This window comes from Vibrio fujianensis (assembly GCF_002749895.1).
Lineage (GTDB): Bacteria > Pseudomonadota > Gammaproteobacteria > Enterobacterales > Vibrionaceae > Vibrio > Vibrio fujianensis.
Window position 1 is genome coordinate 47,881 of record NZ_NBUS01000037.1, and the last position, 24,947, is coordinate 72,827.

24 protein-coding genes and 1 pseudogene are annotated in these 24,947 nt (G+C 44.6%); 12 read left to right on the top strand and 13 right to left on the bottom strand.

Annotated elements, in window-relative coordinates:
- Positions 1-203, bottom strand: a pseudogene (locus B7C60_RS17700) (PmbA/TldA family metallopeptidase); the annotation flags it as partial.
- 109 nt (positions 204-312) lie between these two features.
- Between B7C60_RS17700 and yjgA the strand changes: the two are divergent.
- Entirely contained in the window at positions 313-840 is a 528-nt protein-coding gene (yjgA, locus tag B7C60_RS03335) for a ribosome biogenesis factor YjgA (protein WP_099610432.1), read from the top strand.
- A gap of 121 nt (positions 841-961) precedes the next feature.
- On the opposite strand, the gene thiQ is transcribed toward yjgA, so the two are convergent.
- The 5 genes from thiQ to mpl all read right to left on the bottom strand — a co-directional run bounded on the left by thiQ (position 962) and on the right by mpl (position 6,502).
- Positions 962-1,666, bottom strand: a complete 705-nt coding sequence (thiQ, locus tag B7C60_RS03340; protein WP_099610433.1) for a thiamine ABC transporter ATP-binding protein — start codon at positions 1,664-1,666, stop codon at positions 962-964.
- Positions 1,666-3,258, bottom strand: coding sequence for a thiamine/thiamine pyrophosphate ABC transporter permease ThiP (gene thiP / locus B7C60_RS03345; protein ID WP_099610434.1), 1,593 nt, complete (start codon positions 3,256-3,258; stop codon positions 1,666-1,668). Before thiP ends, thiQ begins: the two co-directional genes overlap by 1 nt.
- Positions 3,259-3,264: 6 nt before the next feature.
- The gene (gene thiB / locus B7C60_RS03350; RefSeq protein WP_099610435.1) at positions 3,265-4,317 is read right to left on the bottom strand and encodes a thiamine ABC transporter substrate binding subunit; all 1,053 of its coding nucleotides are present in this window, start codon (positions 4,315-4,317) and stop codon (positions 3,265-3,267) included.
- Between the two features lie 167 nt (positions 4,318-4,484).
- Positions 4,485-5,117: a flavin prenyltransferase UbiX gene (locus B7C60_RS03355; protein ID WP_099610436.1), complete on the bottom strand. Its 633-nt coding sequence runs from the start codon at positions 5,115-5,117 to the stop codon at positions 4,485-4,487.
- A complete protein-coding gene (gene mpl, locus B7C60_RS03360) occupies positions 5,114-6,502 on the bottom strand; it encodes a UDP-N-acetylmuramate:L-alanyl-gamma-D-glutamyl-meso-diaminopimelate ligase (protein ID WP_099610437.1) in 1,389 nt (462 codons plus the stop codon). Before mpl ends, B7C60_RS03355 begins: the two co-directional genes overlap by 4 nt.
- Positions 6,503-6,765: 263 nt before the next feature.
- On the opposite strand from mpl, the gene fbp reads away from it, so the two are divergent.
- Positions 6,766-7,779 (top strand): class 1 fructose-bisphosphatase, encoded by a 1,014-nt coding sequence (gene fbp / locus B7C60_RS03365; protein WP_099610438.1) that lies wholly within the window; start codon positions 6,766-6,768, stop codon positions 7,777-7,779.
- A gap of 253 nt (positions 7,780-8,032) precedes the next feature.
- Positions 8,033-8,563 carry an inorganic diphosphatase gene (gene ppa, locus B7C60_RS03370; RefSeq protein WP_099610439.1) on the top strand — a complete coding sequence of 177 codons (531 nt, stop codon included), beginning with the start codon at positions 8,033-8,035 and terminating at the stop codon, positions 8,561-8,563.
- A gap of 68 nt (positions 8,564-8,631) precedes the next feature.
- Here ppa and B7C60_RS03375 read toward each other — a convergent pair whose 3' ends face one another.
- Genes B7C60_RS03375 through tamA form a run of 3 tightly spaced genes read right to left on the bottom strand, consistent with a single transcriptional unit; the run spans position 8,632 to position 14,457 of the window.
- A complete protein-coding gene (locus B7C60_RS03375) occupies positions 8,632-8,976 on the bottom strand; it encodes a gamma-glutamylcyclotransferase family protein (protein ID WP_099610440.1) in 345 nt (114 codons plus the stop codon).
- Positions 8,977-8,986: 10 nt separating this feature from the next.
- The gene (gene tamB, locus B7C60_RS03380; RefSeq protein WP_099610441.1) at positions 8,987-12,742 is read right to left on the bottom strand and encodes an autotransporter assembly complex protein TamB; all 3,756 of its coding nucleotides are present in this window, start codon (positions 12,740-12,742) and stop codon (positions 8,987-8,989) included.
- Positions 12,739-14,457, bottom strand: a complete 1,719-nt coding sequence (gene tamA / locus B7C60_RS03385; RefSeq protein WP_099610442.1) for an autotransporter assembly complex protein TamA — start codon at positions 14,455-14,457, stop codon at positions 12,739-12,741. Before tamA ends, tamB begins: the two co-directional genes overlap by 4 nt.
- 290 nt (positions 14,458-14,747) lie before the next feature.
- Here tamA and msrA point away from each other — a divergent pair, with 290 nt between their 5' ends.
- From msrA to B7C60_RS03430, 9 genes are all read left to right on the top strand, one after another.
- On the top strand, positions 14,748-15,371 hold the full coding sequence (msrA, locus tag B7C60_RS03390) for a peptide-methionine (S)-S-oxide reductase MsrA (protein ID WP_099610443.1): 624 nt from the start codon (positions 14,748-14,750) through the stop codon (positions 15,369-15,371).
- Between the two features lie 95 nt (positions 15,372-15,466).
- A complete protein-coding gene (locus B7C60_RS03395) occupies positions 15,467-16,144 on the top strand; it encodes a hypothetical protein (RefSeq protein ID WP_099610444.1) in 678 nt (225 codons plus the stop codon).
- The gene (locus B7C60_RS03400; protein ID WP_099610445.1) at positions 16,141-16,701 is read left to right on the top strand and encodes a YtfJ family protein; all 561 of its coding nucleotides are present in this window, start codon (positions 16,141-16,143) and stop codon (positions 16,699-16,701) included. The genes B7C60_RS03395 and B7C60_RS03400 overlap by 4 nt, the downstream gene beginning before the upstream one ends.
- A 79-nt stretch (positions 16,702-16,780) precedes the next feature.
- Positions 16,781-17,086 carry a DUF2607 family protein gene (locus tag B7C60_RS03405; RefSeq protein WP_099610446.1) on the top strand — a complete coding sequence of 102 codons (306 nt, stop codon included), beginning with the start codon at positions 16,781-16,783 and terminating at the stop codon, positions 17,084-17,086.
- Between the two features lie 60 nt (positions 17,087-17,146).
- Positions 17,147-17,725: a zinc uptake protein ZrgA gene (zrgA, locus tag B7C60_RS03410; protein ID WP_099610447.1), complete on the top strand. Its 579-nt coding sequence runs from the start codon at positions 17,147-17,149 to the stop codon at positions 17,723-17,725.
- A 52-nt stretch (positions 17,726-17,777) separates the two neighbouring features.
- Complete coding sequence (locus tag B7C60_RS03415; protein ID WP_099610448.1) at positions 17,778-18,494, top strand: ABC transporter ATP-binding protein; 717 nt, start codon at positions 17,778-17,780, stop codon at positions 18,492-18,494.
- Complete coding sequence (locus B7C60_RS03420; RefSeq protein ID WP_099610449.1) at positions 18,491-19,750, top strand: ABC transporter permease; 1,260 nt, start codon at positions 18,491-18,493, stop codon at positions 19,748-19,750. Before B7C60_RS03415 ends, B7C60_RS03420 begins: the two co-directional genes overlap by 4 nt.
- A gap of 48 nt (positions 19,751-19,798) precedes the next feature.
- Positions 19,799-20,260, top strand: a complete 462-nt coding sequence (locus B7C60_RS03425; protein ID WP_237665822.1) for a DUF3299 domain-containing protein — start codon at positions 19,799-19,801, stop codon at positions 20,258-20,260.
- Between the two features lie 297 nt (positions 20,261-20,557).
- Positions 20,558-21,454 carry a TIGR03899 family protein gene (locus B7C60_RS03430; RefSeq protein ID WP_099610451.1) on the top strand — a complete coding sequence of 299 codons (897 nt, stop codon included), beginning with the start codon at positions 20,558-20,560 and terminating at the stop codon, positions 21,452-21,454.
- Between the two features lie 47 nt (positions 21,455-21,501).
- Here the strand turns inward: B7C60_RS03430 and cysC are convergent, their stop codons facing one another.
- The 4 genes from cysC to B7C60_RS17705 all read right to left on the bottom strand — a co-directional run.
- Positions 21,502-22,113, bottom strand: coding sequence for an adenylyl-sulfate kinase (cysC, locus tag B7C60_RS03435; RefSeq protein WP_099610452.1), 612 nt, complete (start codon positions 22,111-22,113; stop codon positions 21,502-21,504).
- The gene (gene cysN / locus B7C60_RS03440) at positions 22,110-23,543 is read right to left on the bottom strand and encodes a sulfate adenylyltransferase subunit CysN (protein WP_099610453.1); all 1,434 of its coding nucleotides are present in this window, start codon (positions 23,541-23,543) and stop codon (positions 22,110-22,112) included. Before cysN ends, cysC begins: the two co-directional genes overlap by 4 nt.
- Positions 23,544-23,575: 32 nt before the next feature.
- Positions 23,576-24,544 (bottom strand): sulfate adenylyltransferase subunit CysD, encoded by a 969-nt coding sequence (gene cysD / locus B7C60_RS03445; protein WP_172953223.1) that lies wholly within the window; start codon positions 24,542-24,544, stop codon positions 23,576-23,578.
- A gap of 14 nt (positions 24,545-24,558) precedes the next feature.
- A partial coding sequence (locus tag B7C60_RS17705) for a uroporphyrinogen-III C-methyltransferase (RefSeq protein WP_245868482.1) occupies positions 24,559-24,947 on the bottom strand: 389 nt, incomplete at its 5' end.

Below are 24,947 nucleotides of genomic sequence, written 5' to 3' on the forward strand. Positions count from 1 at the left end.
CGATACACGGTGATGCCCAACGCCCCATCGCTGTTAAATTCGACATTTTCAACCTCACACATCCGGGTTGATACACTCAGTCCAGTGCTTTTGCTAATAGCGACTTCGGCGGCCTCCGCTTGAGCTGAGGCCATATCAAGAGCTTTGGCTACCGCCGCTTCCAATTCACTGCGCTGCATTGCGACTTGCTGTCTTATATCCATCTCTCATCCAACTAATTGAGCTTTTATCCGGTTAGGATAACAAGAATTTCGCTTTCTCCCCACGATTCTTGCTAAAATAGCTAAGATAAATAACTTATTAGTGAAGACTATGGCGCGTAAAAACCAAAAAGCTCCTTGGGAAGAGGAAGAAGAGATCATCTGGGTTAGTAAAACCGAGTTGAAAAACGATATGATTGAGCTACAAAAGCTCGGGGAAGAGCTGGTTGATTTAAAACCATCAGCGCTGCAAAAAATCCCGATGCCGGAAGATTTGCTGGACGCAATTAAAGATGCCCAGCGTTTCAAAAATGAAGCTCGCCGCCGCCAATTGCAATACATTGGCCGAGTCATGCGCAATATTGATCCGGAGCCGATTCAAGCCGCATTAGATAAACTGCGTAATAAACATTCGCAGTCAACCGCTGTTCTGCATAAGCTAGAACAGTGGCGAGATCGCATTGTGGCCGACGGTGACAGTGCGATTGAAGAGTTGATGCAACAATATCCAGCAGCTGATCGTCAGCGGCTGCGTCAATTAGCCCGTCAAGCAAGCAAAGAGAAAAAGGCGGAAAAAGCCCCAAAAGCCTCACGAGAAATTTTCCAAATTCTCAAAACACTCAATGATGAAGCAATCTAATTCATAATGGTGTTCAAAATTCGGTCCCAAAATACACACCAAGCGAACGTATTAACCTCGTTTGGTGTGCTATCTTGCGACATTTCTTTTGGTGTCAAGCTTGAAGCCTACTTGAAGCCTATTAACTACCCGCGCGAATAAAATCGGCAAAAGCCGGATGATTTTGAGGCTCAGACAAAGCAGAAACGTCCCCTACCACTTCCACTTTTCCTTGATCCATAAAGGCAAATTGGCTGGCAATCGTTTTGGCATCATTCAAATGGTGTGTCACCATCAATACCGTAATATTTCGTGCTTGAGCCAGCGATTTCACCAATTGCAGCATTTCTTCTCTCAGTAGCGGATCTAAGGCAGAGAAAGGCTCATCCAACAACCAGATGGGATGAGACTGAACAAAGCAGCGAGCCAACGCTACACGTTGTCGCTGCCCGCCTGAAAGCTGTTCCGGTAATCGATCAAGAAATGGTTCAATACCGACTTGCAGGGCCACCCATTGTACTTGATCTTTTTGCTGCACATTCAATTTCAGCCCAGGATGCAGTCCCAGCGCAATATTCTCTCGCACGGACAAATGACTAAATAGATTATGTTCCTGAAAGAGCATAGAGAAAGGACGCTGATAAGGCACTTTAGCCAATATGGACTGCCCATCAACCCATATGTCACCGCTGTGTGGGGCAATAAATCCAGCCAACAAACTTAATAGGGTCGATTTTCCCGCGCCACTCGGCCCCATTAATGCAGTAATACTGCCTCGTTCAACTTGAAGATCAAACGAAAACCAGGCTTGTTGATACTGATAAGTCAATTGGTTAATTGCGAGCATCATACATCCTTATGATAGTGATGAAAGAGGCGCTCAACGCCGTAATAAACACCGACGCTAAGCACAAGCAAAGCCAAAGACACCACCGCAGCAGCCGTCATCTGATAACTGCCCAATAACTGGTAGAGATAAAGAGGCAAGGTGGTCAATTGCTGGCTACCAAATAAGGCAATGGCACTGAGATCCCCCATCGACAACAAGAAACTGATCGATAAAGCATGTGCAAAAGGCTTTTGTAATGCGCGCCACTCTATCAGCTTCAATCTTGCCCAGCCACGAATCCCCAAGCTGGCACATAAAAACTGATATTGCTGCTCAAGATGCAGCATAGGTTGAGCTAAGGTTTTAATAACATAAGGAAGCGCCATTAAGCTATTCACCACCACCACTAACCAGTAACCCATACTAAACACATCCATCGCTTGGCGAAGCAATAAGAACAGCCCGGTACTAATCACTAACCCCGGTGTCACCAGAATAATAGCGCCAATCAGTTCGATACTATTGGCTTTTTTAGGTTGATGCTGTATCCGCCAATAACGGCTGGGCAGCACAATCGCGCAGCCAATCCCAACGGCGATAGTTCCCGCTAAGCTGGCAATTTGCAATGAGGCGATGACAGCTGACCAAAATTCTTGGCGACGCAATATGGTAAAGAGTTGCACATTCAGCCCACTAATGATCACCATCAGTAAAGGGGGCAAAACCAACAACAGCACCATTCCAATCCAGAATCCATCCCAAAGCCGATTAGCGAATGTCTCTTTGCCTAATCTAAACCATTCTCCAGCATGCCCTTGGCTAGCAGGCAATGGACGTGCAAAGCGCTGCATCGTGAGATAAAGTAAAGCGCATAACACCATTTGCCACAGAGCGAGCAAAGCTCCAGTCGCTAAATCAAAATCAAATTTAATCGCTTGATAAATCGCCAACTCAATCGTGGTCGATTTGGGGCCGCCCCCCAATGCCATGACGGTGGCAAAACTGGTAAAGCACAGCATAAAGACTAAACTTCCCACCGAAGGGAGCTGCTGGCGTAAGCGAGGCCACTCGACCGATTTAAACTTTTGCCATTGATTCATCCCCAAATGAGCACACAGTTTATGCTGTTCTACTGGAATACCTTCTAGGCTTTGCAGTAAAAGGCGACTGGCATAAGGCAGATTAAAAAACACATGAGCCAGCAAAATGCCATTTAAACCATAAATGGAGAAAGGTAACGGTTGCTGCCACTGGCTCAGCAGCTTGGCTAATAATCCGCTATTACCATAAATCGCCAATAGGCCAAACACCCCGACCAATACCGGTAATACTAGGGTCATGGCAAACAGTTTTAGCAGCAGATCTCGCCCTTTGAATCGTCGTCGATGCAAAGCATGAGCAACTGGGATCGCCAATCCGACACTGAGCAGGGTAGAAAGCAACGCTTGATAAAAACTAAACCAGGTGACATGACGAAAATAAGCATCACGCCAGATTTCTCCAAGCGCTAATGAAGGGGAATACCAAAATAGAGCGCCAATCGTAGCAAAAATAAAGAGCGCAACGAGACTTGCTAGCACAATTCCCCATTTCGGGGCTACCGTATTCATATCGTCTTAAAACGTTAACGCATGCTGCCATTCACGAATCCAACTCCGTCGCTGCTTAGCCACTTCGTGCTCTGAAAACGAGAGCGCTTTATTCGGAATCGATAAATTTGTATAACCTTGGGGCAGGGGAACATCGGTGACGGGATACATCCAGTTTGTAGTCGGGATCACCGACTGAAAATCATCGCTTAACATAAACTGCATAAAGCTGTCCGCGAGTCGCGAATGTTGACTACTAGCAACCTTTGCCGCCACCTCAATCTGTAGATAATGTCCTTCCTTAAAACTGGCCGCAGCATAGCGCTGATCTTTTTCCGCTATCGCATGATAAGCCGGAGAGGTCGTATACGAGAGCACCATATCCGCCTCGCCTTTTAAAAACATGGAGTAAGACTCTGACCAGCCTTTTGTCACCGTGACCGTCTTGTTCGATAACTGTTTCCACGCTTCACTGGCTTTGTCACCATACACAGACTTCATCCACAGCAATAAGCCTTGCCCTGGAGTTGAGGTGCGAGGATCTTGATAAATCACCTTAATATCGGAACGCTGCTCCACTAATTCTCGTAGGCTAGCTGGCGGATTTAATAGTTTTTCCCGATTGTAGATAAAAGCAAAATAGCCATAATCATAAGGAATAAAGGTCTTATCATCCCAGCCATTGGGTAACTGTATCGCGGCGGTATTGACTTGATGCTCGGTCAATAATCCGGTTTGTTTGGCCTCAGCCATTAAGTTATGGTCTAACCCCAGCACCACATCAGCTTGACTATTACGCCCCTCAAGACGTAAGCGATTAAGAATGGACACCCCATCATCCAATGCGACAAAATTAAGCTGGCAGTCACATTGCGCTTCAAACGCTTGTTTAATGGCCGGCCCCGGCCCCCAGTCCGCGACAAATGAGTCATAAGTATAAACAGTCAAGGTTTCATTACCTGCCCATGCCAGTGATGAGCAAAATAGACTAGCAACCACAGTAGCAGTAAGTTGATTATTCAAGGCTTGCGCTCCTTTATGAGCGGCACAGGCTTGAGAAAGAATGGATAAGTGCCTCATTCTGCTCAATTCCTACGCCAGCATTATCTGGTTCAGGTGTTTAACCACACAAAGTGTGACTAATGCGGGTCCCAAGCTTGGCTTGATCTCAGCGCCATCACTTTTAGCAATGGTAAGCTCCCCGATGAGTGAAGAAGATTGTAATCGTAAATGAGTAAAGAAGCTACTTACCGACGTTGATCATAACCCCAACGAGGCACAAGTCCTTGCTCAATACCCAAGTGATCCAAAATACGCGCAACCATAAAATCGACCAAGTCCTCAATCGAGGTTGGCTGATGATAAAATCCCGGCGCAGCGGGCATAATGGTGACCCCCAGTTGTGACAGCTTATGCATATTTTCTAAATGCAGTGTTGAGAATGGCGTTTCACGTACCACCAACAAAAGCTGACCACGCTCTTTGATCACCACATCGGCAGCACGTTCAATCAAATTGTCCGACATACCATGCGCGATGGCAGCGACACTCCCCGCCGAACATGGGCACACCACCATCTGTTTTGGCGCAGCCGATCCAGAGGCTACCGGTGAAAACCACTCCTCTTTCCCACACACCACCAACTGATTCGGATCACAATCAAAATGGGCAACTAACTGCTGTTTTGCGGCCTCGGGTTGACTAGATAACTGCAAACCGTGTTCGGTTGCCAGCACCACACGGGCCGCTGAGGAAATCAGTAAGTAAACCGTGTAATCGGCCGCCAGTAAACACTCTAAAAGACGCAGCCCATAAGGTGCGCCAGAAGCGCCTGTCCAAGCCAAAGTAATGGCTTGTTTTTTTTTGGTTAATGGTGTCATCGAATTAAATCGTCCTTCTTTTCATTCTCAGCCTGTTCACGCAACGTTGCCAACAGCTTGCTATGAATACCACCAAATCCACCGTTACTCATCACTAAAATATGATCGCCGGGCTGCGCTTCTGCACAAATTTCACTCACCAACACGTCCAACTGATCGGAAGTATAAGCCGGAGCTTGGCATTGCTTAGCGACATCAGCCACTGACCACTCAATATTGTCCGGTTGATAGAGGTAAACCGAATCAGCTTGCTGTAAGGAAGCCGCTAACGTGGTTTTGTGTACCCCTAATTTCATCGTTGCAGAGCGAGGCTCTAACACCGCGATAATTTTTTGCTTACCAACTTTGTTGCGTAGCCCACCGAGAGTCAACTCAATCGCCGTTGGGTGGTGAGCAAAATCATCATAAACGGTCACCCCATTTTCTTGGCCTTTCAGCTCTAAGCGACGCTTCGTATTAATGAAACTGGCCAAGGCTTGGCAAGCTAACTCCGGCGTTACCCCGACATGTCGCGCCGCGGCAATCGCCATGAGGGCATTATTGACATTATGATCGCCAATCAGTGTCCAATCGACCTCACCCACAACTTCTCCATGGAAGTACACGGTAAAATAGGAACCTTCTGGATTTTGTTTTTCTGCCTGCCATTCACCTTGCTGGCCAGTAAACTCAGTTTCACTCCAACAACCTCGGGTTAAAACATCGGCTAAGGCGCTATCTTGCTTCGGTACTAGTAGTCGACCATTCCCCGGCACCGTTCGAACTAAATGATGGAATTGTCGTTTAATCGCTTCTAGATCATCAAAAATATCCGCATGATCAAACTCTAAGTTATTCATCACCAAGGTACGTGGATGGTAGTGTACAAACTTAGAACGCTTATCAAAAAAAGCACTGTCATATTCATCAGCTTCCACCACGAAAAACATGCTGTCTCCTAACCGAGCGGAAAGACCAAAGTTACCAAGTACGCCACCCACCAAAAATCCGGGTTGATAGCCACAATGCTCGAGAATCCAAGCCAACATGCTGGATGTGGTGGTTTTACCATGAGTACCCGCCACCGCCAGTACCCAGCGATCATGAAGCAAAAAATCATGCAGCCACTGAGGGCCAGAGGTGTAACGAAGGTTATGATTGAGCACATACTCCACACACGGATTTCCGCGGCTCATGGCGTTGCCTATCACCACTAAATCTGGTTTAGGTTCTAATTGCACAGGGTCAAATCCTTCAATAATTTCAATCCCTTGTGTCTCTAGCATCGTGCTCATCGGCGGATAAACATTAGCATCACTCCCTGTTACTTTATGACCAAGTTGACGAGCCAGCATAGCCACGCCGCCCATAAAGGTGCCACAAATCCCCAAAATATGAATGTGCATCCAACTAACCTCATCAATGCGGTGTTATCTAACAAGCATTATCCTGATTCAAGTCATAAAAGCGAGCATCGAAAATCAACCTAATGTAATTTTAAAATAGTCGACAACTAAATTGAGATCTCAAACAGTTAGTTTATTACCCGTAAAAAGATCTAAGCCCTAAAATCCTCGCAAGGCGCGTGTGAATACCGTTCTAAAGACTCAACCAACATCCATCACCGCGTTGATAATCCCCCCATGATAAAAAATGTTAAGGAAATTACATGTCGAAGATGCGCACCCTTGGCGAGTTTATTGTTGAAAAACAACATGACTTCCCTCATGCAAGTGGTGAACTCTCCTCACTGCTCGCCTCTATTCGCCTCGCTGCCAAAATTGTTAACCGTGAAATTAATAAAGCGGGACTGGCTGATATCACAGGCGCTTCCGGTCAAGATAATATTCAAGGTGAAGAACAACAAAAGCTCGACCTCTACGCAAATGAAAAATTCAAAGCGGCACTGGAAGCTCGCGATCAAGTCTGTGGCGTGGCAAGTGAAGAAGAAGATGAAGCGGTTGCTTTTAATAAAGATCTCAACAAAAATGCAAAATATGTCGTCCTTATGGACCCTCTAGATGGTTCATCTAACATTGATGTCAATGTCTCGGTAGGCACGATCTTTTCCATTTATCGCCGAATTTCTCCCGTCGGAGCGCCCCCTACCGCTGAAGACTTTTTACAACCCGGTCATAAACAAGTCGCGGCGGGATACGTTATTTACGGTTCTTCTACCATGCTAGTTTATACCACGGGTCATGGTGTCAATGGCTTTACTTACGACCCCTCCATTGGTTCATTCTGTTTATCTCATGAAAATATGCGTATTCCAGAACAAGGGAAAATTTACTCCATCAACGAAGGCAACTATATTCGCTTTCCCACTGGGGTAAAAAAATACATTAAGTACTGTCAAGAAAGTGTCCCTGAAGAGAATCGCCCTTACACGTCACGCTATATTGGCTCTTTAGTGGCTGACTTTCACCGTAACCTACTTAAAGGGGGCATTTACCTTTATCCAAGCACCCAAAGTCATCCAAACGGAAAGTTACGTTTGCTATACGAATGCAATCCGATGGCATTCTTAATTGAACAAGCGGGTGGTTTAGCCTCTGATGGTGTTGATCGTATTCTTGATATCAAACCAACCGAGCTACATCAGCGAGTGCCATTTTTTGTCGGCTCAAAAACCATGGTTGAGAAAGTCGAAAGCTTCCTCGCCAACCATCCTGATGAATAACCCGATTCCGATCCTTTGTATTCCAATCATTGGTTAAAACATTCCCCAACACGATCACATAGATAGGGTTGGGGAATCCACTTTTCTCATGCATTTAAAAACGGGTTGACACTCTCTGCCAACATCCTCTTGGGGATCGGAATATTTACAGGTAAACTTTGCCCTTTATTGTGTATCGGTTTTGCACCTTTACTCAGTTTGCATAATAATTAATGACGTTTTTTGAAGTCCGGTTAACAAAAAGGAAACCTTAATGAGTTTAAATCATGTGCCAGCAGGCAAATCACTGCCTGACGATATCTATGTTGTGATTGAAATCCCAGCCAATGCTGATCCTATCAAGTACGAAGTCGATAAAGACTCTGGCGCGGTATTTGTTGACCGCTTCATGTCAGCACCTATGTTTTACCCATGCAACTACGGCTATGTCAACCATACACTATCGTTAGATGGTGATCCTGTGGATGTGCTTGTCCCAACGCCATTCCCGCTAATGCCTGGTTCAGTGATTCGTTGCCGCCCTGTGGGTGTGTTGAAAATGACCGATGAATCCGGTGAAGATGCGAAAGTGATCGCGGTGCCACACTCAAAACTTTCCAAAGAGTATGATCACATTCAAGATATCAATGATGTGCCAGAGCTGCTTAAAGCGCAAATTACTCACTTCTTTGAGCATTACAAAGAATTAGAAAGTGGTAAATGGGTAAAAGTAGAGGGTTGGGAAGATGCCGCCTCTGCTCGCGCAGAAATTTTGTCTTCTTACGAGCGTGCTCAGCAGAAATAGACTTTCATTTCCGCCACGTCAACAGCCAGCTCTCATGAGTTGGCTGTTTTACCATTGGCGACGAAAATTTAAATACGTTGGCACCAATCTCCAGACTCAATCAAGTTGGTTAATCCACTGGTATCTTGATAGATATAGATCCAAGCAAGTCCATAGGGCGTGTCGATCGTTTCTCGCCGATATTCAACGGGAACATCTTCTAATACATCCAGCTTGATCAAGGTTTTCTCATCGACTTGATACACCTCCCCTTTAATGGACTGCTGGCCAGCAATCAACCCTGGATAAGGGCCAAGATCATGTAACGCATAGCTCGGTGGCGTTTCAAAATAACCTAACAGCTTACTTCCATTTAAATAATCATGGTGGCTTTCCCCCTGTCGCAGGGTGCCATAAACAAAAACCAGATGCATGGTTTTCTCCTCAGTTAAATTCAAACCGATAAAGCAGATCGATTGCGCTGTCTAGTCCAGAAACCGCTTCTAGATAAAGATCTTTCATCAATCGGTAACGCACAGTAAATTGGCCAACTGAATTAAAGATACCAACACCATACTTTACTTGCAGTCCAGGTAAAATATAGCCACTTACGGTAATTTGCGCCTCCTCTCCCGAGCCCGTTGTATCTAATTGTAGATCTTGCACACCAAATTCTTCACCAATTCGCCCCACCAATTTACCACTTTGCGCTAAGCTTAGCCCGATAAGGGTCATGGTCATCGCATTACCGCCCGCTTCACCATCAATATCTTGTCCACGCAGTAAGTAAGATAACGCATTCGCTTGTGGTTTCGCTGGCTCAGAGAAAATAGAGATCATGGGCTCATCTGCAGGCCCTGTGACTTGAATCCCGGCGATGACACCATCTTGGGTGTTATTCGGATTACGAATCGCTTTAATGGAAACAAAGGGCTGATCCACAGGGCCATTCATTAAAATTTTCCCTTCTTGAATCTGCAGATCTTGGCCAAATGATCGATACTGACCTTGCAAAATATTAACCTCACCGATCACCAATGGCCCACGATCACGCTGAGTAAAATTCAATCGCCCTCGTAGCCCCCCTTCTAAGCCAAAGGCACTCAGACGAACATCCTCACCAATCACGATCTGTAAATCTGTTTCAAACCGTAACGGTAAACGACTTTGCTCACTTAAAGGCTGCAAATCTTTACTCAATATAATTTGATCCTTAGACACTTCGATGGCGCTCGAAGGTAGCTCTTCGACCGTAATCCGCCCCCAAGGGAGGTTTATCGACCCCGTAACTTGTGCCAGATTCGGTTGCATGGTTAAAGTTAAATCAGGAACTACCTTCATTTTCACAATCGGTGGTATATCCAGCAGTAATGAATCTGCAAACACTCGACTATTGACCTGCCATTGATCCATATCATGCCAATCGGCATCACCGGTAATATTCAGTAAGCCATCTTGCGTACCAATCTGCGCGTGTAGCGTCGCTTGATAACCCAAAAAGTCTATTGATGCTTGACCGGAATCCATATCAATCGGAGAAATGTCACCTTTCAGTTGTACATCGTTTAGTCCAATATGCCCTTGCACTTGTGGATGCAACATCGCGCCTTGTAGGACTAGATCCGCGGTGATGGTCGATTTTGCTTGGCTATACTCTCCAATTAAGGGAGCCAAAAAATCAATATTAAATGGGGTAAGCTTAATCACGGCTGCCAATTGCTTCTCTTCTTGAGTCACATCTGGAATGCTCATTTGGCCAGAAAAATCGCCATTATCTGTGATATTAAAATGCCAATCTGCCTTTAGGGTATTGCTCGCAAGTTGAGCATTGATGTCGATATTATCCCAAGCCAACCGGATCGGTTGTTCGAGCGTTTGCTGAATTTGTCCTGCCGGAAGCTGTAACGAGACATCCACTTGAGGGGGGGAATCTGGTGACCATTTAGCCGCCAGCCGTCCATTCACTTGCCCTTGAAGTTGTGTATCTTGAGGAAGATACACGGCTATTTGTGGAAATGAAAACTGCTTAATCGCTAAATCAACGTCCCCTTGTTGACCAACTGTTGCTGGCTGAGTGAGACACAAAGATGAATCCGCTTGTAACCAACAATGAGGTTCAATAATCACAGCTTGCTGTTCAAGATCAGCATGTATATCGGTCGCTTGATTCAACACCCAACGCCCTTGCTTGGAAGTGACATCCATCCGCTCCAATTGCCCTTGCCAGATCAGGTGAGGCTCCTCTTGCAACATGCCTTGGATAGCTAAGTGAGTTGAAACCTGTTCAGAATCAACCTCCAGCGTTAAGTGATGCTTTGGCAATAGGCCATTTACCGTCAGCCTGACGCTGTCTATCGTTTGATCTTGATAGTCGATCTCATTGACCGCTAAACGCAGATTCGCCTTAAGCTCTGGCATTGGCATCACATCACCGACTAAATGCACTTGTTTAATGCTTGCTTGATCTTGCCAAATCAGTTGATTCGCGTGTAACGCTAAATGAATATTCGGCTCAGAGATGGCTCCGCGCAGTGCGATATCACCTTGAACTTGGCCAAAAAGCTCCGGGAACGTTTTATCCAGTGCTTGCAAGTTTAATGCGACATTCATATGCCATGCTTTATCCAACTGGCCTTTAGCCGTTAGTGAATTGGGGCCATGAGCTAGCGAAAGTCCTGAAGTGGCGATGCGAAATTCGCCACGCCCTGCCATATCATCCGCCGTTAGATCGCCTTTAATATCGAGAGGAAATCCTCGGACTTTTCCCTGAATATCTAAAAGCGGTAAATCAACTTTCCACCCGCCTTGCTCAGTCAGTTGTCCCGATGTAACGAATTGCCCCTGAATGACTCCCGGCAGTTCCGGCCATTGCATTTCAGGTTGAATATCACTCATATCAAGTTTGGCGTGCCACTCAATTAAATCAGCCCAATCCGCCGTCACCTGTCCTCGTATTTCACCGCCTAACGTTTTCAACTGTAATTGATGCAAAGCTAGGTGGCTCATTGAACCTTCACCTTGCAAAACAAATGCTGAATCAGGCAGATCGCGCCCAGAAAAAGTACTCTCTAACTCCAGTCGGTAAGCCGTCAATGAGCCTTTAGCACCAATATGGGGAGCCGTAATAAAATATTCTCCATCACCATTCAATGGCCACTGAGCGTCAAGTTGTTCAATGCGAACCTCAAAAGGCAATTTAGTTTTCAGCGGTTGTAAATGGGCATACAGTTTGGCTTTTGCCCGACCTGACAATTGAGCAGCGAGAGTAAGATCGGCAACACTACCGGTTGCGTTTAATTGTAGAGTTTGCCCTTTTAGCGCTTGCTGTTTCAATAACGAACTCAGTGTCAGGTGGAGAGGATAATCGCCACTTAAGGTGGTTTTAGCCGCTAATGTTGCCGCTAACTGCGGCATATCTAGTGCTAAGTTTTTCACTTCCACTTCAGACTTAAAGGCACGAGCCTCTAACGACAACTGATTAATTTGTATTGGATTTTCTTGCTGTAGTATTGCATCTTTCAATTCAAAGCCGCTCAACTCAACCCGCAAAGGTATGCTCACCTCCGGCAATGTAAGTGGCATATTCGCCATTGAAGAGGGAAGCGTTTCATCGGATGGTGAGGCCTCGGCTAATGTGATACGAACGCCGTTCCATTGTGTTGGGTCAATGCTTAAGCGATTATTTTGCAGCATTCCCCCCGTTGCAAAATGTTGCCAAGCGATATGATGACCAAGCAAATTAAGCTCAACATTATTTAGCGTTAAGCGCCCAACTCTGATCGGAATCGGACTTGAAAAGTGAGTCATGGGATCAGGAGATGACGCTGTAGTACCGTGCTCTTCTGCCGTCGGTAATTGCGGTAGCTTGACCGCTAAACCAGAAACAATAACGTCATTAATACAGACCATGGGCTCAAGCAAACAATTGGCGTTTATCGCAAGCGTTAGCTGTTCAAGAGTGACCTGCAGCGACAAGGCCTTATCGTTGAACGTGACATTATGTAAGGTAAAACGGGGAAATAAAGCACCTTCACTCTCGCTAACAGAAAGTTCAGGTAACGCTTTATGTACTCCCCATAACACAACATTTAAGCCTGGATGAGTAAACAATATACCAGCCAGTAACAAAAGTAGCATGATCACCACTCCTGCGAGGCTGGCAGACAACCATTTGCTCCATTTGATTGCCCGCTTTATCATAGTTCAGGCCCTAAAGTGAAGTGGATCTTAAACTGGTCGCCAGGGTCAGCATCTAATCCCCAAGCAAAATCAAGCCGCAGCGGCCCCACGGGAGAAATCCAACGCAAGCCAAAACCGGTTCCGGTTTTCCAATCAGGATTGTCGTTAAAAGCATCCCCAGAGTCGACAAATAAAGCCCCCCACCAATTACCGGTTAAACGATATTGATACTCAAGTGAGCTGGTCGCCATGTATTTGGCTCCAGTTAATGAATTACTTTCATCACGTGGTGAGACGGACTGATATCCATAACCTCGCAAGTTATTATCCCCCCCGGCAAAAAATCGTAGCGAAGGCGGGAGTTTCTCGAATTCCTCGGCGAAGTTCGCCCCCCCATTGACTCGTATTAAACCACGATGGTTATTACCGATACTGCGCAACCAAGAACTGCCAGCTTGAACTCGCGTAACCCGTGTTTCAGAAACAAATTCAGGATCACCATATTCAATCGTGATGCTCTGTTTATCTCCCCAGGTTAATAAAGCACGATCCATCCGAGTCCGAGTCCGTGTGTAAGTCAACCCTGGCAATACAAATTGTACGCTATCGTCAAGGACACCTTGCTCATAGTTTTCTATCAAATAACGAACAAACAAAGTTCGCTGCCAACCACTGTCTAATCGCCAATGTCGCTCGAGCGATAAGTTAGATTCAAGGCTTTTCGTATCTCGATTATCGACATGCTTCATCCCATATTGGATACGATAATACTGGTGTAACACATCTTGTAACGGGATTTTATAACCGGCAGTAATACTCTGCTCTGGATCGGAAATCGAAAAGCTACTATCAAAACTGTGTCCTAAATCGTTCACCCACGGTTTTTTCCATTTCAAAGAACCGCGCACGCCAACATCAGTCGAATAACCTATCCCGGTTTCTAATTGATTACGTGCTTGAGGTGCTAAAGAAACGATCATGGGGAGTTGCCGTTGCCCCGAGTCAATATGACTAAGATCGGGCTTAACAAAAACGGAAGAAAACCAATCGGTATTGGCTAAGTTAAGATTGAATTGACCGACTTGCGAGACTAAATAAGGATCGCCTTGCTTAAACGGTTGCAATGAATGCACGCGTACCTCTTCAATTTGACTGCCGGAAATTGTCGTCGCCCCAAAATGATAACGAATACCGCTATCAAAATGTAATCGTACAAAAGCCTGATGCAGGTCAGGAACGACTTCTAATCGACTCAATTGAAAGTCACCGTCAAAATAGCCTTTTTGTAGGGCCAAATTACGCAAGGATGACTTTAAACTCTCATATTGGCTATGGTTAAGTGGTTGACCAACCGTTAATCCACTTCGTTCAATTAAGCGCATAAAATCAGCATCTTGTTGTGCTTCACCGTCAACAGTAATCTCAACAAGCGCTAAACGAACCACCTCTCCAGGATCGACACGCACAGTCATCGCTTGATCAGGCTCTGTCACTTCAAAAATAAAGGTCGGTTGGTAATAACCCAACGCCTTTAATGCTTCGGCCATTCTTCGCTCTAAACGAGATTGAAAACGTAATTGAGTCGAATAATCACTGTCCGCTATCGAAGACAAATAGGCATCAACATTATCTTTTAGATCCCCACTCAAGCCTCGAATGGTTAAATCAACCTTCGCCAGCACAGTGCAAGAGAAGCATAAAGCAACGAATAGGATAGAGAATCGGAGTGATTTCATATTCAACAGTGATGAAGCGCCTTACCGCAAGCTAGGTCAATAGACATAAAATCATACCGACTCTAAGATAAGAAGTCTGTAGGATAACCCCTCATAAGCTTATCGATAACCATAAAAATCGTCATAAAGAGAGCGAACTTATCCAAACAATCATTGAATGATAAATGTTGATGATTGGATAAATCATTTCAGTTGATCTCACTACCGCAAGATGTTTTTATCCAACTCTGCCAGTGAGACACAGAATTTCACTCAACGTTCCATTGACTATAATGAATAAGGAATATCCCATGCTCAACAAATCTTCGCTTATTTCAGCGGATCAAGCCTTACCAGGCCGAGAGACTCCCATCGAGTTTGAAGACAAACACTTTATCCATCACACCCCTCTGCGCAGCCAACCTAGCGCGGGACAAGAGCAATTACTGATTGGGATGGGCTGCTTTTGGGGCGCTGAGCGACTATTTTGGCAACGCCATGGGGTCGTTTCGACGTCTGTTGGTTATGCGGGCGGCTTTACTCCAAATCCTACTTATCAAGAGGTTTGTACCGGCCAAACTGGCCATGCAGAAGTGGTCCGAGTGATCTACGATCCCGAGGTTCTACCTTTTAAAAAACTCCTGCAAACCTTTTGGGAAAATCACGATCCGACCCAAGGCATGCGGCAAGGTAATGATTTAGGCACTCAATATCGTTCGGTGATCTACACTTACACCGATGAACAACAAACGCTGGCCGAACAGAGCCGCGCAGAATATCAAGCATTGCTCAGCCAACACCATAAAGCGGCGATCACCACCGAGATTACTCCTGCTGGCGCTTATTATTTTGCGGAAAGTTCTCATCAACAATATCTAGCTAAAAACCCGCAAGGATATTGCGGCCTAGGTGGTACCGGGGTGTGCTTTTTATAAGTAATCATCCCTCGGACTAATGTAACGCTCGCTTCAGTAATACCAATGAAGCGGGTTTATCAATCGCTGGTTGAATGATAAAAGAGCCTTCTTGTATGAGCCATTATTTAAGTACGAGCATAATTTTTACTCTTTGCTATAGCCTGCCAGTTTGCGCTATTGAGCTCAATCTGGGTCTACAATTAACCACCAATAACATTGATGTGCGTGACGAGTCAGCTCAAAACATTGCACAAATGAGCAACAAGCTCGCTCTGTCTCCAACAGTCTCTCTCTTATCAAAAGGCTATTATCTTTCAGAGCAAAGTTCATTCGGTGTACAGTTTCAACTCGATGGCAACCTGATCAAAGTTGATCGACAAACGCTTCATCAAAACAATCAGCTAACCAATCTTGATACCAAAATATCTGGTTATGCTCTTTATGCCATGCCACTATTTTTTTACCATTTTAATCGCCATCAGCCAGATGAATGGCAAATAAAAACTGGAGTTGGGGTTGGTTTGGGATACCTTAATCTACGCGGTAATTATCAAATTACTCAACCATCTCATCCTGAATTTGGCGAAACAAAAAACATTCGATTTAGTAAATTTGGTGAGGCGATTGGGGTCTATTTGGAAGTCAAAAAAGGCAAACATGCGTTCTTGCTCTATAATTTTAGTCCTTACGTTAACAACAGTGATTACCAATTTCAGGAACATAATGCGGTTCTCGCTTACCGATATACCATTAACTTAAACCATTTATTGGTTAAAACGGACTCACCATGATAAAAAAAACATTGCTCACGCTACTGCTCTCTAGCTATACCTTAGTCACATCGGCACATAATTTAATGCTTGGCCAACCACTTCCACCCGTGAATGTCGAAAAATATGGCGAAGTAGTTTTAAAGGGAAAAGAGCCTCAGTTTGTGCCTTGGAGTAGTACACAATTAGCCGGTAAAGTCAGAGTGATTCAAGCCCTGGCTGGACGAAGTGCAGCAAAAGAGATGAATGCTCCGTTGATGGCAGCGCTGACAGCAGCACAATTTCCACAGCAACACTATCAAACAACCTCAATCATTAATCAAGATGATGCCATTTGGGGAACCGGATCATTTGTGAAATCATCAGCAGAAGAGAGTAAAAAATCATTTCCTTGGTCCTCTATTGTTCTCGATGCCTCTGGTGTTGTCGCACAAAGCTGGGCATTACCCGAAAAGTCATCAACGATTATTGTGTTAGATAAACAAGGGTTAGTCATATATATCAAACAAGGCGCTTTAAATGACGATCAAATTAACCAAGTGCTCACATTAATTCAAACGCATTTAACCTCATCATAACTCATCGCTGCCACTCTTTGCTTGCTTGCCAACAGAATTGTTATATTATAACAGTTCTGTTTTTCTTATACGGTGAATTATGAAGCTCAGCTTGCAACATTTACGTCTTAATACCCAGGCTGTCGCTTTAGTTGCTGTCTTATTGAGTCTATGGCTAAATGTCGCTTCGATCATTCATCAATTGGATATCGACCCAAGCCATCATGAGCATCATCACTGTCAATTATTTTCAGTGGCTCAACATGGGTTAAGTCATGTGATGGCGACTCCTCCCATTTGGCCAAACCGGTACCCAACTGCCCGTTTTTTTCGTCTGTTTTCTAGCGTACTGAATCAGTTTGCTTATTTAGCACGCTCCCCGCCCAGATCTGATTTTCTATTTTAATTTATGCTTTCCCCCTGATTATAGGGGCCAACTTATTTTATTATGATGGAATTGATGACTATGTTCACTAAACCTTTACTCGTATTAAGTCTCTCTGCTGCTTTATCCGGCGGGGTTTTCGCTCAGGATTTTCGCCAACATGATGCCCATGTTCATGGACATGTTGAACTCAATATTGCACAAGATGGGCACGACTTATTGATTGAAGTCACTGCGCCAGGTGCTGATGTGGTTGGATTTGAACATCCACCAGAAACCGATCAAGAAAGACAAAGCCTAAACCGTGCCCTAGAAATTCTAGAGCAGGCCAATGGCTTATTTAACTTAACGGCCCAAGCAAACTGTCAATTGGAAGAGGCACATATTACTCATTCACTTGATGGTGAAAAACATCATACTGATCAACATCACCATGAGCATGAACATCATCACGACCACGACCACGACCACGACCACCAACATGGTGAATTTAACGCCCAATACCACTACCATTGTGAAAATATTTCTGACCTTCGTCACATCGACAGCCAGTGGTTTAAGTTATTTCCAAGCACAGAAAAAATGAGTGTAAATTTGCTGACAGATACAGTACAAACCGCCTTAGCGTTGACGCCAAAACAAACACGTATTTCACTCTAACGTTTATTTGGGTAAGTAAATACTTACCCATTTTTCTGTAAAAGGAACCGTGATGAACGCAACCTTTCCCAATGCCACCGCCGCAATCATTGAATTGGAGCGAGTCAAATTTCAGTGGCCAAATAACAACCAAGTGACTTTAGATATTGAGAAACTCTCTGTTTCAGTCGGAGAGCACTTATTTATTAAAGGGCCAAGTGGCTGTGGTAAATCTACCTTGTTAAGCTTACTGACAGGAATTCATGTTGCCAATCAAGGTAAAGTCCGTCTACTTGGACATGATCTTGCTCAATTGAAAGCGCAACAACGCGATCGTTTTCGAGCCGATCATATTGGCTACATATTTCAACAATTTAATTTATTGCCTTATCTCTCGCTGATTGAAAATGTCATCCTTCCTTGTCAGTTTTCATTACCGCGCCGAAAAACCATCCAAGGCAGCCTGAAACATCGAGCCATTGAATTACTGACTCAATTACACTTACCAACATCGCTATTGCATAAACCAGTGTTGGAGTTAAGTATCGGTCAGCAGCAACGAGTCGCGGCAGCCAGAGCATTAATCGGGGAACCGGCTTTATTAATCGCAGACGAACCGACCTCCGCCTTAGATTACGATAACCGTACCGCTTTTATTGAACTGTTATTAGAAGAGGCTAATCGGATTGGTTCAACATTGGTATTTGTCAGTCATGACCCAAGTTTAGAAAAACTTTTCCAGCGTAGTGTGTACTTACCTTCCTTAAATCAGGCACGAGGTATCGAATGAATGTTATCTATAATTTAGCTTGGAAAAGCTTACTCAATAGAAAAGCAACGGCCTTATTAACGTTATTAACTGTTGCGATTTCCGTGATGCTTCTTGTGGGAGTTGAACGAATTCGAACTCAAGCTAAAGCAAGCTTTGCAAATACCATTTCAGGCACAGACCTCATTGTCGGCGGACGTTCAGGCCAAGTGAACTTACTACTTTATTCAGTCTTTCGTATCGGTAATGCGACCAATAATATTGACTGGAAAAGCTATCAAGAATTTAGTCAACACCGAGCCGTAAAATGGGCCATTCCAATCTCCTTAGGTGATTCTCATAAAGGATTCCGAGTGATGGGAACAAACCATAGTTACTTTGAACATTTTCGCTATGGACATAAGCAACCACTCACGCTTGCCAAAGGAAGAGCGTTTACTGGTTTATTTGAAACGGTTCTCGGTGCAGACGTTGCCAAACAACTCGGTTATCAATTAGGTAGCGAAATTATTATCGCTCATGGCATCAGTGATGTGGGTTTTAGTCGACATGATAACTTACCTTTTACCGTCGTCGGAATTTTAGCGCCAACAGGAACTCCAGTGGATAAAACCGTCCACGTTTCTCTTGAAGCCATTGAAGCCATCCATGTAGGCTGGGAATCGGGGGCCAACTTAGGCCACACCCCCAATAAGCAGCAATTAGAACAATATCAATTTACGCCAAAGCAAATTACCGCCATGCTACTTGGTCTAAATTCGAAAATTCAGACCTTTGCCTTACAAAGACAAATTAATCAATATCGGGATGAACCACTTAGTGCTATTTTACCTGGCGTCGCCCTGCATGAACTTTGGGGCATGATGTCGGTTGCAGAACAAGCGTTAAAGGCTGTTTCTATCTTTGTGGTCATTACCGGACTACTTGGAATGCTGAGTAGTTTACTCACGAGTCTACAAGAGCGACGAAGAGAAATGTCTATTTTACGTGCTATGGGCGCACAACCTAAGCATGTTTTTATGTTATTAATTAGTGAAGCAACGGTTTTGACTTTTTTCGGGATTCTGACCGGAATCATTGGCTTATATACTCTACTAGCCTTCGCCGCACCGATCATAGCCAGCCAGTATGGTATTCAGTTATCGTTGCAATCATTGACGACTTATGAATGGCAGCTACTGGCTTATGTGCAGATCGCGGGGACCATGATCGGCTTTATTCCGGCTCTGCGCGCCTATCGACAATCACTGAGTGATGGTATGACCATTAGACTTTAGGAGATCTTGATGTACAAAGGATTACTCAGCCTAACTTTAACGATACTGATGCTGTTTGTACCTCGCGCTTATAGCCATGGTGAGGTTCTCAAACTCGATTGGATTGATCTTATTCCAGAACATGAACGCCACCTAGTGGATAAAATAGGCATGCCCATGGTGGATCATAACCGTGAATTACCCGCCCAGCAGAATCAGATCGGCAGTGTTCGCTCTGAACTTAATGGCAGCAAAGTAAAAATACCAGGGTTTGTGATCCCTTTAGAAGGTGATGAAAATACTGTCACTGAATTTTTACTTGTCCCTTACTTTGGTGCCTGTATTCATGTCCCGCCACCTCCCCCGAATCAAATTGTTTATGTGAAATTCCCGCAAGGCGCTCCAGTACAACAATTATGGGATGTGGTTTACGTTATAGGCACGCTAAAAACACAGATCGTCAGCGTTGATATCGCAGAAACGGGCTACCTTATCGAAGGCGAGGCACTGGCCGATTATGATGATATGTAACTATTAGTTATAAAAATGATCACCTATCGAGCCATCTTATTTACACAAGATACTTGGCCAGATAACTAAGTAAGCCCAAGTAAACCATGAATAGTAATGTGGCCGATAGGTATTTAAACCAGCGACTTCCTTTATTGCACTTCATCATCACCCCACAAACATGATAACAATTTTAACAAATTATTATCATGTTTGATAGGGCAAATTTGTGCGCTATCACCAAGAGTTTCACTAGTCCCCTAGCTCAATCCAAGGTACATTTTATTCTATTGTTTCGATGATGAAATTTGGTACCACATGGCCGAGCTAAAATCCTCTGTCGTGATTGAACACCCAACCACGACCGAATCTCATAAAGAAAAAAAATCCAGCTATCTCAAAGATAGCGCGAGCCGCATTTCTACCATTGCTAAGCAACATGGACTTGATGCGCTATTGCTCTCAGAAAAACCACAAAAAACCGCCTTAGATCGGGCACTAAAACGTGAGCGAGATCGTAAAGAGCAGCGCCAAAAAAATTTAGAGCACATTATTCAACTGGCACATGTGGCATGTCACAACGAAACGGCCGGTGATCCGGATCAAGATTGGTTATATCGCTTCTTCGATATGGCTCAGGACATTCATAACTCCTCCATGCAGCGTCTTTGGGCTCAAGTACTCAAGCGAGAAGTCACAAATCCAGGCTTTACCTCCATGAAAGCATTAACGGTACTGCAGAGTATGACACCAAAAGAAGCGCAAATTTTACAACGCGCAGCCACATTAGCATGTAGCTTTGGTAGTGATACCAGCTTGAAGGTACTGTTTGGATTAAAAATAAATAATGGTCTTTTTAGTTTAGGAAAGCGCAACTCGACCATTACACTAAATATTGGTAGCCACCAATTGCCTTATTCCAGCTTACTGGTGTTAATTGAACTCGGCTTATTGCACGCCACGGAACTAGAGTCCGGAGAAATTGAGCTCGACCCACCGCTTAGCTTCAATTATCAAAATAAGCACTTGACGCTTAATGCCACTTCGAAAGGCGTCCATTTACTGTATTATCGTTTCACTCCAACAGGCAATGAATTGTGTCGACTGCTTGGTAATAAACCCAACATGAGCTATTACGATCAACTGATTGCTCTACTTGGTCAGAAATTTGTTGTCCACAGCGATAGCGCCAATACCATCCATCATACAGTCTAACCATCACAAGCCGTAACAGTCGGTTGCTATTGTTGGGCGATCAAGGCTTAGTTCAGATGAATGACACCACGTTGATGCAAATAGTCTAAACAGGTTTCTACTAAGGTCTCAACGCCTGCTTCTCCTGCCGGTAAATCGAGTTCGGCTGCCAAAGGGGCTTCATAAACTGCATCAATACCAGTGAAGTGAGTTATTTGACCCGCACGAGCCTTTTTATATAATCCTTTAGGATCTCGTTGTTCACAGACCGCTAATTGAGTATTAACATACACTTCAAAAAATTCTCCTTCTGGTAATAGCGCTCGCACTAACTGCCGCTCTTCTCGATAAGGTGAAATAAATGCGGTCAATACAATTAATCCCGCATCCGCCATGAGTTTGGCTAACTCACCAATTCGGCGAATATTCTCTCTCCTATCTTGTACAGAAAAGCCTAAATCGCCACACAAACCATGACGCACATTATCGCCATCCAATAAATAGGTGTGGTAGCCTAATTGTGCAAGCCGGTTTTCTAAAGCCCCAGCAATGGTTGATTTTCCTGCACCAGACAGCCCGGTAAACCACAATACCGCAGGACGTTGATTTTTAAGCTCTGCCCGGTATATTTTATCAACCTCGTGATGATGCCAAACAATATTGTCCTTTATTTGACTCATAAACGCTCCTTCAACATTGAAAGATCACGAGCGTTCCAATGTGGGAAATGTTTACAAATCAGCGTATTGAGTTCTAACTCAAACGCTGAAATAGAATGGCGTTCTGGTAATATGCTAGTTAACGACTCACGAACCAATCCAGCTCCAACCGTGACATTGGTTAAGCGATCAATAATAATAAAGCCACCAGTATCGGCACAATCTAAGTAGTGATCCAACGCGATTGACTGATGAAATGTCCACTCACATCGACCAATACCATTCAGTGACAATGCTTCACTAGCAAAGGTCGAGAGCTGATTAATATCATATTGATAACGAATCGATTCCACCCGCCCAACCGTTTTCTTGCCGGCGATTTTAATATCGTATTCATATCCAACTTGTAACGGTTGCTCTGTCATCCAGACAACATCAGCCAATAAGTGCTGCGTACTCTGTAAAGAGGCATCGGCTAATACCAATAGATCACCACGGCTAATATCAATTTCATCGGCCAAGGTCAGAGTCACAGCCTGACCGGCACTCGCTTCTGATAAATCACCATCAAACGTCACGATACGAGTCACCGTTGACGTATTACCTGAAGGTAATACTTTGATCGTATCGCCCACTTTCAACGAACCAGAGGCAATGGTGCCAGCAAAGCCACGAAAATCAAGATTAGGTCGATTAACATACTGCACAGGAAAACGAAATTCACCGTTGCCTTTTTCCTGTTTAATATCAACGCGTTCAAGTAGTTCTAGCAAAGATGGGCCTTGATACCAGTCCATGTAGACACTTTTATCCACCACATTATCACCTTCAAGCGCCGAAAGTGGAATGATTTGAATAGTGACATCACCTTGCAGGTGCTTGGAAAACTCAAAGTATTCAGCTCGAATCTCTTCAAAACGCGCTTGGGAGTAATCGACCAAATCCATTTTATTGACCGCAACCACAAAGTGCTTCAATCCCAATAAATTAGAGATGAACGAATGTCGACGCGTTTGATCTAAAACACCTTTACGCGCATCAATCAGAATCACCGCCAGATCACAGGTTGATGCCCCCGTCGCCATGTTACGCGTGTACTGCTCATGCCCCGGAGTATCGGCGATAATGAACTTGCGCTTCTGGGTGGAAAAGTAACGATACGCCACATCAATGGTAATCCCCTGCTCGCGCTCGGCCTGCAAACCATCCACCAGCAGCGCTAGGTCTGGTCGCTCGCCCGTCGTCCCAACACGTTGACTGTCGCAATGCACCGCCGCGAGTTGATCTTCATAAATCTGTTTTGAGTCGTGAAGCAGGCGACCAATTAACGTACTTTTTCCGTCATCCACTGAGCCACAAGTGAGGAAGCGAAGTAGCGATTTGTGTTGGTGCTGATTGAGGTACCCTTCAATACCGAGCTCTGCAAGTTGAGCGTGAACTGCACTATTCATTTTCTTTCCTTAGATCAAAGGATCTATTGACCCTAAAAGTAACCTTGACGTTTTTTCAATTCCATCGATCCAGACTGATCATGGTCGATTGCTCGGCCTTGGCGCTCACTCGATGTCGCCACTAGCATCTCTTCGATAATGTCTGGCAACGTGTTGGCGTTCGATTCAATCGCACCGGTGAGTGGGTAACAGCCAAGCGTACGAAATCGTACACTCTTATACTCAACCTTTTCATTCGGTTGCAGCTTCATTCGGTCATCATCGACCATAATCAACATCCCCTCTCGCTCAACCACCGGACGAATATCTGCCAAGTACAATGGTACAATGTCGATCCCTTCTAGATAGATGTATTGCCAAATATCGAGTTCAGTCCAATTGGATAGTGGAAAAACACGAATACTTTCGCCTTTATTGATTTGACCATTGTAAGTTTTCCATAATTCAGGTCGCTGAGTTTTTGGATCCCAAGTGTGGTGCTTATCTCGAAAAGAGTAGACGCGCTCTTTAGCACGCGATTTTTCTTCATCACGGCGCGCACCACCAAAAGCCGCATCAAAACCATACTGATCCAGAGCCTGCTTCAATCCTTGGGTTTTCATAACATCAGTATGTTTGGCTGAACCGTGATCAAACGGATTGATCCCCATTGCCATTCCTTGTGGATTTTTGTGCACCAAGAGCTCAAAACCGTATTTCTTTGCCATCGCATCACGAAACGCGATCATATCGCGGAATTTCCAATTGGTATCAACGTGTAACAATGGGAATGGAATCTTTCCCGGATAAAATGCTTTACGCGCCAAATGAAGCATGACCGAAGAGTCTTTACCAATCGAATACATCATCACAGGATTGGCAAATTCCGCAGCCACTTCACGAATGATATGAATACTTTCAGCTTCAAGCTGTTGTAGATGAGTTAAGCGGGGTTGATCCATTGTCCGTGCTTCCTTTTCGCTACCTAATGGCCGGAAAGCCCCATCACTTGGGCTTTTCAATTTAAAGAATAAAATTACGCGTACTGGTATTGCATTGATGAGCAAGCCTCTCGACCAAACCAAGCTAATTTGTCGGCCAAAGCCACCACTTCACCAATCACGATCAGCGACGGTGACTGAGCTTGTGTCGCGAGTTGCGGTAAATCACTCAGTGCACCGCGAAACACTTTTTGTGCTGCCTGTGTACCACGTTCGATAATCGCAATCGGTGTATTAGCACTGCGACCATGTTCAATTAACTGCTGAGTCACGATACTCGACTTCATCAATCCCATATAAATGACCAAAGTTTGTTGGCTGCGCGCTAAGGTTGACCAGTCCATATCATCCACGGCGTCATTTTTAAGATGACCGGTAATAAATACTGCTGATTGCGCGTAGTCTCGGTGAGTCAATGGAATCC